Here is a 13,639-nt window from a genome sequence, read left to right on the forward strand (position 1 = left end):
GATGGTTATGAAAAAGGCCATTGCTTTTATCTTCTTAATCCCGGCAGTTTTTTTTGCGCAGGAGCTGAATGCAATAGTAACTGTTAATTTTGATAAATTAGCTTCTGAGGATAAAGACCGACTTCAAAATTTTCAGCAGCAAGTACAAGACTATTTAAACAATACTAAATTTACCCAGCAAAATTGGGAAGGAGATAAAATAGATTGTTCTTTTAATGTATTTTTTGTTTCTTCAGATGGACAAACAAGATACTCTGCTCAGGTTGTAATTACAAGTCAACGGCCAATTGAAGGTACACAAAAAAACAGCTTAATGCTGAGTATTTTAGATAATTCATGGTCGTTCCAGTACGAAAAAAATCAATCGATGTATTTCAATCATACCGACTTTGACCCGCTTTTAAGTTTTTTAGATTATTATGCTTATATAATTATAGGATTTGATATGGATTCATATTATCCGCTTGGCGGTACAGATTATTTCAATAAAGCTTTAGATATTACAATAAGAGGTTCTTCCAGTTCGTATTCAGATGGCTGGCAATTGAATAGTGCTTCGTTCAATAGGCGCGCTTTAGTTGAAAATTTATTAAATGCTAAATACCAACAATTTCGGCAAGATTTTTTTGATTATCATTATAATGGTTTAGACCTGCTTAACAACAAATCTACTCATCAGCAAGCAGTTGAAAACATAATAAAACTTATTACTGACTTAGCTTCAGTAAGGGACAAATTAGATTCACGGAGTGTTTTACTAAAAGTTTTTTTTGATGCCAAAGCAGGTGAGATTGTAGAATACTTAAAAGATTACTCAGACAAGAGTATTTTTGAAACATTAAAGAAAATTGACCCGCCACACATCTCTAAATATGATGAAGCACTAAAAGTTAACTGATAAAAGTCATCGAATTTTTTAAGCGTTAGGGATTGTTAGTTTAGGCAAATCTTGTAGACAATAACAAAATTATATAAAGTCTTTTTATATAATACCAATTTCATAAATCCTGTATTTCTTATAAAGTGTAGCATTCATTGCTTCTGCTCCTCGATTCATCATATCATTATCTTCTAATATCCAGCTTGCTTCGCCATTAAATATACCGTACTTAGCTGCTCTATTTAGAATTTCCCAGTAGAAAACACTATCTAATCCCTTCTTTTGAAATTCTGGTATAATACCAAGTGCAATTATTCTTGCCCATGTCATTTTCTTCTTTTGTGTAAAAAGTTTAATAAATCCGAATGGTAATAATCTGCCATTCATGTTTTTAAAGATTTGGTTATAATCCGGCATAACTAAGGCAAAGCCTACAAGCTTATTGTCAATTTCTCCGAACAAAACAAGAGATGGGTAAACCAAAGGTTTAAGGTCTTTAGCCATTGCATCAATTTCTTCATCTGTCATAGGAACGAATCCCCAATTTGGCGCCCAAGCTTTATTGTAAACATATTTTACTTTTTCTAATTCTTTGCTGAAATTTTTCATATTAAGTTCGGTGATATTAAGGCGATATCTTTCCCTGGCAATTTCAGAAACCCTTTTAACTTTTTCTGATTTTAAAAGTTTGTCGGCTTCAATTTTATATGCGTATAAATCTTTTGCTTTTTTGAAGCCGTAATTGTCACATAATTCCAAATAGTATTTAGGGTTATAGGTCATCAGTAATCTTGGTGAATCATCGAAACCTTCTAAAAGCATTCCATATTCATCGTTCGAAGAAGGATTTGCTGGTCCCCTCATTGTATCACATCCTTTTTGCTTAAGCCATTCTTTAGCAGTATCAAATAATTTATTTGCTACATTTTGATCATTAATACATTCGAAGAAGCCGAAGAATCCTACCTTATCTTTGTGATATTCATTGTGGAGATCGTTTTTAATTGCAGCAATTCTACCGACAGGTTCATTATTAACATAAGCAATATACATTTCCATCTCGGCGTGTTTGAAAAATGGATTTTTATTTTTGTCGAGAATTTTCTTTTTATCGTAAATTAAAGGCGGTACCCAGTAAGGATCATTTTTATAAATTTTCCATGCCATTTTTATAAAAGTAGACAAGTCTTTTTTTGTTTGAATTGTTTTAATAACTATTTCAGACATGGTAATACTCCTTCCATAAAATAAAAGCATGCCCTTTTATTACTGACATGCTTAAAAAATTATTTTTAGATTAAAGGTGCTTAAATTAGCCCTAATTCTTTCCCGACTTTTTTGAAAGCGTCGATAATATAATCAAGGTGTTCATCTTCATGAGAAGCCATGTAACTTGTTCGCATCATTTGTCTACCTTGAGGCACACCTGGTGAAATAAAGACATTTACGAACACTCCGGCATCGTATAACATTCTCCACATTTTAAAGGCTAAATTATCATCACCAACAATTACAGGAACGATTGCGGTTCTGCCGTCTACCACATTGAAACCAGCGGCTTTTAGTTCTGTTCGTACTTTATTAGCATTTCTTATTAATTTTTTGACTAAGTCGGGGTTTTCCTCAAGTATTTCTAATGCAGCAAGTGCGGCGGCGACTGCTGCCGGAGTAGGCGAAGCACTGAAAATCAAGGCAGATGAATGATGTTTCAGGTAATCGATGACTTTAGCTTTAGCAGCAACAAAACCCCCTAAAGATGCAAAAGTCTTACTGAAAGTTCCCATTGTCATATCTACTTCATTTTCAAGACCAAATTCGCTTGCTGTGCCTCTGCCGCCTTTACCAATAACACCTACAGCATGGGCATCATCTATTAAAGTTCGTGCGTTGTAAGTCTTAGCTAAGCTGACCAAAGTTGGCAAGTCAACTATTTCTCCGCCTGTACTAAAGACTCCATCACTTACAATTAGCTTTGGTGCATCTTTTGGCAACTTTTCCAGTATTCTTTCTAAATCTTTCATATCGTTATGCTTATATCTTACCAATTCAGCTGTTGCACCTCTTGCCATCATTTGTCCAGCAACAATACATGCATGATTATCTTTGTCGGAAACAACATATTCACCTCTATTTACAAGAGTAGGTATAATACCTTGAGCAGTTTGATACCCCGTACTATAAAGCAGAACAGCCTCTGCACCAAAAAATTTTGCTAATCTTTCTTCTAGTTCAATATGCAAATCTAATGTGCCTGTTAAATATCTTGAACCAGAACAACCGGTACCGTACTTTTCAACTGCTTTGATAGCAGCTTCTTTAACCTTTGGATGAGCTGTTAAACCCAAATAGTTGTTGGACCCAGCCATAATAACTTTTCTACCTTCTATTTGAACTACAGGTCCTTCATTTTCTTCTATCGGTCTAAAATAAGGATATACTCCTAAAGCTTTAACTTCATCTGCTCTTGTAAAATCAAAGCACTTTTTAAATAAGTCCAATATATACCTCCAAAAATTATCGATTAATTAATATTTTTAATTATTTTTACACTTCTTAAAAAAACAATAACTATTATGAATAACTTATTAAACCAAATTTAACAATAACTTAATATTATGGGCAACAAAATAGTTTCAGTAATTACAGGAGCTTCTGGTTTTGTGGGGAGTCACTTAGCCGATTATTTAATTGCAAGAGATCATCATGTAAGATGCATTTTAAGAAAATCTAGCTCAAAACGTTGGCTCGAAAATAAACCAGTTGAAATTTTTGACTGCGGCTTGTTTGATAAGAATTCATTAAAATCAATATTGAAAGATGCAGATTATCTTTTTCATATTGCTGGTGTTGTTAAATCAAAAAATGAAGAAGGATATTTTAAAGGAAATGTTGAAACAACCCGCAATCTTTTAGAGGTTGTTAGTGAAGTTAATCCAAATATAAAACGTGTTATTATTGCAAGCAGTTTAACAGCATGCGGACCATCTTTAGACGGCAAGCCTGTAACAGAAGAAACCCCCGAACACCCCATTACAACCTATGGCAGAAGTAAATTAGCTCAAGAACAATTAGCGAAAAGTTTCATGAATAAATTACCGATAACTATCGCAAGACTGCACGCAGTTTATGGAGAAAGGGATACAGAAATTTATAAAGTATTTCAGTTGTATAACAGGGGCTTAATGACATTGGTAGGATTTGATGAGAAAAGGTTAAATGCTTTACATGTTTTTGATGCAGTAGAAGGAATTTATTTAGCTTCCTTAAGCGAAGCTGCTAAAGGTGAAATTTACTTTTTAGCATCTGAAGAAATTTATACTTGGCATCAAATAGGTGAAGCACTTGCAAAAGCTTTTGGAAAAAAAGCTCTCACAATAAAAGTGCCCCATTTTATGGTTTACACAATTGCTGCTATCGCTCAATTCTTTTCTTTCTTTAACTCTCAACCAGCTACTTTTAATTTGGAAAAAGCAAAAGACTTTGTGCAGAAAAATTGGATATGTGATGTTTCAAAAGCAAAAAAAGATTTTGGCTTTCGTCAAAGCATTTCACTTGAAGAGGGAATGAAGCGAACAGTAGGGTGGTATAAAGAAATGAAATGGTTATGATTTATTTTAGTTTTTGAATAAAGTAAATGAGAATAGCAGGTGCTGCAATCGCCGCTGCCGAATTTTTTTGCAACATGTCTTAATGAAAAATTTTTTTGTAAATCGCTTACTAATTTACATTCAAAATCTTTCTCTTTTCCGTCGAAAATAAAAACAGTAAGAATTTTATTTGTCCTTAGTGAAGTTATGTAATCAATATGCCAAAAAATGTTTTTTGTTTTCCTTAAATGTCTTTCTATTCTTTTTTGAAAGTTAACCTGTGCACTTCCAGAATAATAGTAATAGCCTTTTGGGAAAAGGTTTCCTTTGAACATCTTAGAGTCGATGCTAAAGTCAGAAAATGCTTTTATCTCTAAAAGATAAGTACCCCTAAAAATGTTAATTTTTTTTAGCTCCTTCTTTAATCCATGTAACAATACCATCAATTTGATTTTTAGTAAGTGGGTAATACCCAACAGGAGGCATTGGTGAGGTAGATTGACCTTTAATTGCCCAGACTAATTTGCTATTATCGGGGAATCCAGGTGCAACCACAAGGTAATCGGATGTGGTGTTAGCCCAAGTAGTTAAACTTAGTCCGCCAGCTTTTGTGCCATCGTCGTGACAGCCAGAGTAATTACATTTTGCGTTAAAAACAGGCTGAATATATTTTGCGTAACTGACATTAGCAGAAGGGATTATTACGTCATCTATTTGGGTGATGTTGGTCGAATCATCACATTCTGTAAGCAATAAAGCAATAAAAAATAGAATAATAAGAAAATTTAATACTTTCATTGTCGCTCTTAGTTTAACAAGAACTAAAATATCTCATCTAACCATTATAAACAATTCAAAATTAATTATGCTTATCATACCTGTCCAATATATTTTTTATTTCGTCCCTAAATGGACTTAATCTATTTATTTGTCCTTTATCCTATAAATATTTTGTCCTGACGGGACAATAAAGCTTTGATTATCCTTAAACCAATGTAATCCCTTTAGGGATTATATAGTTATAGAACAAATAAATAACAAACTGAAGTTAAAAGTCCCGTAGGGACGAGATAGGGATTGATTTACAAGACAAGTAGAATAGTCCAAAATCATGAAGTTTTCTAAATTTATTTGGTAATTCATCCCTTCGGGATTTGATTTCAAAATTATTTTGGACAGCACTGATGCTTATAAAAAATAAATATGGATGAAATTTATTTTTTTCTTTTATGGACTACATTTATTTTTAGTAATAAAATCCAGTGAGGTTAAAATGAAAAGACTCATACTTCTTCTAATTTTTTTTACTGCTGTCGTAAGCGCACAAAATCAAAACAATAATTCATTACTTCAAGCTGGACCAATGGTGGGTTACTCTCAAATGCGAGAGGTAATGTTGTGGGTACAGACTACAAAACCAGCAAAAGTAAAAATTGTCTATTGGGATAAAAAAAATCCTTCTCAAAAATTTGAGACAAAGGAATATTTAACCAGCGAGTCAGACGCTTTTACTGCACATCTTATTGCTGACAAAGTGGAACCGGGCATAAAATATAACTATGCTCTTTTTATAAACGGGAAAAAAGTTGAAAGGCCATATATTCTTGAGTTTCAAACTCAAAAACTATGGCAATGGCGTGAGGACCCGCCAGAATTCAGTTTTGCAGTTGGTAGTTGTTTGTATATCAATGAATCTCAATACGATAGACCGGGTAAACCTTATGGCAGTGATTATGAGATCTTAACGAGCTTGTACGATAAACATCCTGATTTTATGATATGGTTAGGCGATAACCTTTATTTTAGAGAGCCTGATTGGTCTTCTTGGACCGGCATTGTTAAACGCTATACTCATGATAGATCACTGCCTGAACTTCAACCTGTTCTTGGTTCAATGCACAATTATGCTATTTGGGATGACCATGACTATGGTTCTAACGATGCTGATAGAGGTTTCTGGAATAAAGAACAAACTTTGAAAGCATTTAAATTATTTTGGGCAAATCCTTCTTATGGAATAAATGGTAATCCTGGTATCACAACATTTTTTCAATGGGGAGATGTGGATTTCTTCCTAATGGATGATAGGTATTATAGAACGCCAAATGATAGAATTACAGGTCCAAAGACTATGTTAGGCAAAGAACAATTCGAATGGTTAATTGATAATTTAGTTTATAGCAAAGCACCTTTTAAAATTATAGTCACTGGTGGACAAGTTTTAAATCCAGTCGAAAAAGACTACTTGGAAATATACAATAGGTATCCTGAAGAGAAACAAAAATTATTGAACACAATTAAAGAAGAGGGAATAGAAGGTGTAATTTTTATAACGGGGGATAGGCATCACTCAGAAGTTACTAAACTAGAAAGGGATGGGGCATATCCTTTATATGATTTTACAATTTCATCTTTGACTGCAGGTGTATCGCCTGGCAAAGGTGAAGCTAATTATCTAAGAGTACCTGGGACTTTAGCTGATGAACATAACTTTGCTATTTTTACAATTGCTGGTAAAAGGAAAAACAGAATTTTAACTTGTACAGATTATGATAAAGATGGCAAACAAATTTGGAGTATATCTATTAATGAAAATGAATTAAAAAATAAAAAGTAAATTTATATCACTAATGATACAATTTACTGCAGTATTTTAATTTTGAATTCTACAATTCTGATTTCTGAACTCGTAGTTGAATGATATTATAGTGATACTTACATTTGCAGTTGTTATTAAAAAGTATTTTACTTTTCTTGAAAAAGGGGCTATAGCTCAGTTGGGAGAGCGTCTGAATGGCATTCAGAAGGTCAGGAGTTCGAGCCTCCTTAGCTCCACAAAGCTATAAGAGATATAAAATAAATTATAATGATTTTGTAAAAAGTGAATCATTCAAGAAATTGTGTGTTTAACGTTTTTTATAATCATGCAGCATTCCTAAAGACAGTTCTGATATTTTTATCTATAGTCCATTCTTTACAAGCATGAAAATAATACCATCCCTTCGGGGTTAAAAAGACTCCGAACATCCCAAACAAATGTATGTGTGGGGGACAAGTATTAAAATCAAATCTCGATTTTTTTTATCGGGATGAAATTATTGTAGAAAAAAAGATTAATTGAAAAATAGACCCCCAAAGGGGTGGTATAAAAATGTTTGGGTGTTGCTTAAAAATAATGTCATCTCAATAGATAAGCTTATTCTCAATAATTATTTTATTTCTTATTCTGCTTTACAGTTAAAATTTTGTAATAACAAAAAGTAATAACAGAAACAATAACTCCCCAAGCTAAAGCCATAAAAATAATTCCATCTGTTTGAAGTCCCATGTTAAACCTCTTTTCTTTTCCAAGCTTGTTTGACCAATAAGATAATTAGTATATAAATAAAGACCATGAATATTCTTGCGCCCCATATATAAGGGATATTATCTTTTACTGCATTTTTTAATAATAGTATAGGGATAGCATCGTTAATCAGCCACCATAGCATAACAATTAAAAGAACCAAAGGAGTAACATATTTCATAATAAAATAGAAAACTTTAGGGATTTTAATATCACCGCCTTCATTCATTTCATGCCAAGCTTTCTCTGAGCCAAAGACCCACATAAACAAGATAGTTTCTATTAGAGCAAACACTACTAAGCCGAATGTGCCGGCCCAGTAATCCATTTCATCCAAAAAGCCATATTTAAGGAAAAACACAACTAATTGAACTGAGGCAAAGACAAGAATGGCTAAAGAGCCTACAGCTTTTTTTCTACTCATGCCGAATTCATCTTCTAAGAAGGCGACCACTGGCTGTCCCATTGCAACTGAAGAAGTAATTCCAGCAAAGAACAAAAGAAGAAACCATAAGAATCCAAAAATTTCGCCGTAAGGAATTCTTTCAAAAACGAGAGGCATTGAAGCAAATCCCAAATCGAATGCACCGCCAAGTGCCATTTGTGTTGTAACAGATACACCAAAAAAAGCCACTGCAATTGGGATTGCAATTGAACCTCCCAATACTACTTCAGCGAATTCATTTGTAGCCGCTGTGGTTAAGCCGGAAAGAGCAATATCATCTTTTGGTTTTAAATAACTTGCATAAGCGTGTATAGTACCCATACCTACTGATAAAGTGAAAAATATTTGTCCAGCAGCAGCGAGCCAAATTTTAGGGTCGCTTAATGCAGCAAAATCAGGATTCCAAATAAAGCCAAAACCGGCTGAAACAGAATTTTCTGGATGTGTTGGGTCTGGTGTTCCAAGTGTTGCAACTCTAATAGCAATAATAATTGCAAATAAAAACAGCAGCGGCATAGCAATTTTAGCTAGCTTTTCGATCCCTTTGGAAATTCCCCTGTAAAGAATCCAAAAATTTAATACAAAAGTAATAACCATAAAAATGTAAGCCCAGTTTATACTGCTAAAATAATCACTGACTTCACGTCCTTGATAACTGTACAGAAAAGTTTTCATTGCAGTAAAATCACCAAGTCCAAAATATTTTTTTGTGATTGAAAAAAAACTGTAGCCGAGTGTCCATGACTCTATATAAGTATAGTAAATCATAATTATTAAGGAAATAAACAGTCCGAGCGCGCCAAAATATTTGGCAAGGTTGTTTTTCCATATTACGTCAAACATACCGGGTGCGCTGCCGTGATTAAATTTACCGCCGTGTCTACCGATGCCCCATTCAATCCACATTAATGGAATTCCAAGAACTAAAAAGAAAATGAAATATGGAATCATGAAAGCGCCGCCGCCATTTTGTGCAGCTTGTACAGGAAACCTTAAAAAATTGCCTAAACCAACTGCATTGCCTGCAACGGCAAGTATAAGTCCTATTCTGCTGCCCCATTGCTCGCGTTCAGTAGAATTATTTGACATTTACGCTCCGAATTTATTTAGCAAGTATTTAATTATAGTTAAAATTTGTGCAAATATTCAATATTATTGAAAGAATAGCAAATAAAAATTTGTAAAAATCTATTGGAAAAATTGCAAAAGTTCTTAGTTTCTCTGTGATAGATTACATGTAAGCTTTTTTGAAGATTTTGAGTAGTTCAAGCCAATGAAAATTGTTTAGGAGTGAGCTGCTATTTTATTGCTTAAGATTTTTTTTTGGCAGAGCCGAGTTTTTTAAAAAAAACTTGACATTTATATTCTCTATAACTAAGTTGTCTTACAAAATCAGCCGATATTTCTTTTAATGTTTTCTTACTAATGGTTTAAGGGCAAAATCATTAGAGAAAGGTTAAAATCTTTATCCAGCCGAAGTTTAGAGGGTAATTTAACAAACATAAATGAGGGTGCTTATGATAAGGAAATACACTTCTATTGCTATACTTATATTTTCTCTTTTTAGTATAAGTATAGCACAGACTCACTATTATGTAAATCCTTCAGGTAATGATTCAAACGATGGACTATCACCGGGAAGTCCCAAGCAAACAATTGCTGCTGCAATTAGTACTGCCGCCAATGGTGATACTATTCATCTTGCAAATGGCACTTACACCCAGAGTTCTACTCTCTATGTTAATAAGCAATTAACTTTAATAGGAGATTCTGAATCGGGTGTGGTTATTGATGTCAGCGCAGTGCCGAGTAGTGGCTGGGGAATTAATGTTAATCAATCTAATTCCTCATTAATTAACATGACCATTACGCCAAAATCTGCAAGTGGTGGTGGTTTTCCTATTCATGTTTCTAGCAATACTAGTCCACGCACTGTTATTTCTAATATTACTTTATCACACATTACAATTGATGGTTCTTACAGAACACCATTTGATATTAACGGCGTAGATAACGTTACACTTTCTTATTTAACAGCTACTAATACTACGCATGGCAATGGTGTTCAAGTAAGTGCTTGTACGTATGTTAATGCTGATCATATTACAACAAACAATAATGTATGGGGCGGATTTGCAATTTATTCTTATCAAGATGACCCGTCACATACAACAGGTATTAATAGGGGCTCAGACCATATTACAATTGATGGTACAACATCGTCTTTTGGCGAAGCTAATAAAGTATACAGTCAAGATGAATTTGGGTTTACTAATACGAATATAACTGTTAATGGGTTTGATTATATTGTGCGTAATACTAGTTACACAGGTTACACGTGGTATCAAATTGATCAGACTTCAGCATTGGCTTTTGCTGCTGCTTTAAGTCCTGCAAGCGATTCTTATGTAATACAAATATCAACTGGATACTTTTTTGTTGATACTAGTCTGAAAATTCAAACCGCAGTAAATGCTGCAACTTCAGGTGATACTCTTTATGTACTCGCTGGTACATATAGTGAAAGTGTTACAATTAATAAGCCTCTTACTATAATAGGGGTTGGTAACCCAACCGTAACAGAATTTATTTTTGCGGCATCGCCAATAAACATTATTGGATTCTCAAACAGCAGTACAGATAATATTACTGTCAACTCGGGTGGTTCTATAGAAGATGCAATTAATATAGTTTCTTCTGGTGGTACAATTCACATTCAAGCTGGTACTTATAATGCTATTGTAGTAAATAAGCCGGTTACAATTATTGGTTCAGACGGGACAATAATAAATCATGGTTCACCGGCAATTACAGTTAGTTCAACAGGGGTAACACTCACCGGGCTGACATTCACATTTGATTCATCAGATTTTGCAATAGATGTGCTTGGTGGGGCATATGATGTAACAATTGATACTTGTAATTTCTTAAACACTAACGGAGCAAATGTAGGCAATGGTGTTCGTAACCAAGGGACTGGTACTGTAACAGCAAGATACAATTACTGGGGAAGTGGTTCAGGTCCTACAATTTCTTCAAATCCATGCGGTAAGGGTGCAGTTGCTGCGAATACTTCTACAGGCACGCTTATATACTCCCCATGGTTTACTGATACCACGCATACGGCCTTATTATCTGCGCCGACTCTTATCTCCCCAGCAAATTTATCGACAGGTATTTCAATTACACCGACATTTCAGTGGAGTTTATCCTACGGTTCATCACCAACTTTTGAATTGCAAATTGCATATGATCAATCGTTTACTACTATTGTGTATGATACTGCAGGTATTACATCGCCATTTACTTTACCGCTCGAAAGTGCACTTACTAACAGTACAATTTACTATTGGAAAATTATTGCAGTAGTAGGAAGTGATACTACATGTTCTTCACCATGGAAGTTTACTACCATTGCACCAGCAAAACCTCAGCTGGTTTACCCGCAAAATGCAACGACAATTAATGGTCAGGTAATTAATTTTCAGTGGTATCCTTCACCATGGACTTCTGGTACTTTGAAATATAAAATTGAAGTAGCGGCTGATAGCTTGTTTACAACATTTGTAAGCGGTTTTCCTGATTCTTTAACTGTCAGTGGCTATGTGACTTATAATTTCCCATTTAATTTTAGCATTCTTCCTCCCGGTACTTACTACTGGAGAGTTAAATCGTACACAACAGGTGGGGTATTTATTGATGTTTCTTCTACTTGGCAGTTTGTTATTCCCGGTCCACCTACAGCTATTCCATCTTATCCAACAGGAGGTACTGTAGTTTATACTACTTCACCTACAATATATTGGTATTTGAATAATTATTATGGCTATTCGAATACAATTTATTATAGAGTGAGATATGGAACAAGTAGCGGAACATATACAGATACTTCAGCAACTACAACGTCATTATATCAAACAATAAGTGGTCTTACAGTTGGACAAACATACTATTACGTTGTGGATGCTTCTACTTCATCTTCATTTACAACATATACAACTAGCTTAGAGCAAAGTTTTGTGGTATATTATTCTAATATTTCAAGCGTTCCAATATATCAAAGCTATCCAATTGGTGGGCAGACGGTGTACACAAGTACTCCTACATTATATTGGTATTTAAGCATATACATACCTGCCCCGTCGTTTGATATACAAGTTGATGTAAATAATTCTTTCTCTTCTCCTTTAATAAATGTGACTGGTGTTACAGGGTATTATTACACCACCTCTTCTTTATCTGACGGCACTTACTATTGGAGAATTAAGTTTACTGGTTCATCTACCTGGTTTACAGAATCATTTGTTGTAAATACAAACTTAAGCGGTTCTTCTTCAGCTCCAATTCCGACACCTTGGTCACCAACAGGAGGTCAGATAGTTTATACTCAAAGTCCAGTGTTACAATGGTATGCATATTCAAGTTCTACTTTGGAATACCAAGTTATATGGTCGTCTGATCCAACCTTAAGTGGTGGGGTTTTAGTCAATACAAGTTCACCCAACGGTGGTTCTTCCGGGTGGCTTACAACAACCTCTTATAGTTTAAGCGGATTAACACAAGGAGTAACATATTACTGGCAAGTAAGATCACGCTTAGCGTCAAATAACTCAATAGTTTCTAATTATTCTTCTGTTGCTCAGTTTACAGTTGATCCGGGTGCTTCACCAGTGGTACTTTTACCTGCTAATCCTGTAGCTGGTGTTAATATCAACTCTACATCTGCTGTTCTTTCTTGGGTAGTTCCAGCTGCAAGTAAATCTCCATTAAGCTACGATTTAGAGATTTCTAAAAACCCTGATATGACATCGCCACTATTAATTAATGATTTAAAACAGCCGATCTATAAAGCTCAAAATCTCGAAAATAATACAAGATATTATTGGAGAGTTAGGTCAAAGACTAAAGATGGCTATTCATCTCAGTACTCTTATAAAGGTGAGTTTAGCACTGGAACGGTGACTGCTGTGACAGAGGAAAAACTGCCAACAGATTTTTCATTGTCTCAAAACTATCCTAATCCTTTCAACCCAACAACGAGAATAACTTATTCATTGCCTGAAAATGCTTTTGTGACTTTAAAGATATATGATATACTGGGTAGGGAAGTTAGAACTTTAGTGAATCAAGAAGTAAATCGTGGTGTTTATAACGTTGATTGGGATGGTAAAGATGAATTTGGAAATCACGTTGCAAGCGGTACTTACATCTATCGCTTAGTTGCTGGTAAGTACGTAAGTGTTAAAAAGATGATTTTAATAAAGTAATTAATAGGAAAAGGAGAAAATAAAATGAATAAATTTGCTGCTTCATTGTTTTTAATTTTCTTACTTGCTGTAATTGCTTTAGCATTGTATGCTTGTCATCAAGCCTATTTTGCT

At 34.3% G+C, this 13,639-nt stretch carries 9 protein-coding genes and 1 tRNA gene; 5 read left to right on the top strand and 5 right to left on the bottom strand.

What is annotated here, in order from left to right; translation table 11 throughout:
- Positions 1–7 precede the first annotated feature (7 nt).
- Positions 8–898, top strand: a complete 891-nt coding sequence (locus ABRY23_01265) for a DUF4835 family protein (protein ID MFA3781675.1) — start codon at positions 8–10, stop codon at positions 896–898.
- Between the two features lie 84 nt (positions 899–982).
- Here the strand turns inward: ABRY23_01265 and ABRY23_01270 are convergent, their stop codons facing one another.
- Both ABRY23_01270 and ABRY23_01275 read right to left on the bottom strand, forming a co-directional pair.
- Entirely contained in the window at positions 983–2,107 is a 1,125-nt protein-coding gene (locus ABRY23_01270) for a hypothetical protein (protein MFA3781676.1), read from the bottom strand.
- Between the two features lie 80 nt (positions 2,108–2,187).
- Entirely contained in the window at positions 2,188–3,381 is a 1,194-nt protein-coding gene (locus tag ABRY23_01275; protein ID MFA3781677.1) for an aminotransferase class I/II-fold pyridoxal phosphate-dependent enzyme, read from the bottom strand.
- Positions 3,382–3,495: 114 nt separating this feature from the next.
- Between ABRY23_01275 and ABRY23_01280 the strand changes: the two genes are divergently transcribed.
- Entirely contained in the window at positions 3,496–4,488 is a 993-nt protein-coding gene (locus ABRY23_01280; protein ID MFA3781678.1) for an NAD-dependent epimerase/dehydratase family protein, read from the top strand.
- Here ABRY23_01280 and ABRY23_01285 read toward each other — a convergent pair.
- The gene (locus ABRY23_01285) at positions 4,419–4,910 is read right to left on the bottom strand and encodes a DUF123 domain-containing protein (protein ID MFA3781679.1); all 492 of its coding nucleotides are present in this window, start codon (positions 4,908–4,910) and stop codon (positions 4,419–4,421) included. The genes ABRY23_01280 and ABRY23_01285 overlap by 70 nt on opposite strands.
- Complete coding sequence (locus tag ABRY23_01290) at positions 4,867–5,265, bottom strand: c-type cytochrome domain-containing protein (protein ID MFA3781680.1); 399 nt, start codon at positions 5,263–5,265, stop codon at positions 4,867–4,869. The genes ABRY23_01285 and ABRY23_01290 overlap by 44 nt, the downstream gene beginning before the upstream one ends.
- A 475-nt stretch (positions 5,266–5,740) precedes the next feature.
- On the opposite strand from ABRY23_01290, the gene ABRY23_01295 reads away from it, so the two are divergent.
- Positions 5,741–7,084 (top strand): alkaline phosphatase, encoded by a 1,344-nt coding sequence (locus tag ABRY23_01295; GenBank protein ID MFA3781681.1) that lies wholly within the window; start codon positions 5,741–5,743, stop codon positions 7,082–7,084.
- Positions 7,085–7,229: 145 nt separating this feature from the next.
- Positions 7,230–7,302, top strand: a tRNA-Ala gene (locus tag ABRY23_01300).
- Positions 7,303–7,796: 494 nt separating this feature from the next.
- Here the strand turns inward: ABRY23_01300 and ABRY23_01305 are convergent.
- Positions 7,797–9,347, bottom strand: coding sequence for a sodium-dependent transporter (locus tag ABRY23_01305; GenBank protein MFA3781682.1), 1,551 nt, complete (start codon positions 9,345–9,347; stop codon positions 7,797–7,799).
- A gap of 428 nt (positions 9,348–9,775) precedes the next feature.
- Here ABRY23_01305 and ABRY23_01310 point away from each other — a divergent pair, with 428 nt between their 5' ends.
- Positions 9,776–13,525, top strand: a complete 3,750-nt coding sequence (locus ABRY23_01310; protein ID MFA3781683.1) for a FlgD immunoglobulin-like domain containing protein — start codon at positions 9,776–9,778, stop codon at positions 13,523–13,525.
- Positions 13,526–13,639 lie beyond the last annotated feature (114 nt).

The organism is Melioribacteraceae bacterium 4301-Me (assembly GCA_041538185.1).
Lineage (GTDB): Bacteria > Bacteroidota > Ignavibacteria > Ignavibacteriales > Melioribacteraceae > Pyranulibacter > Pyranulibacter aquaticus.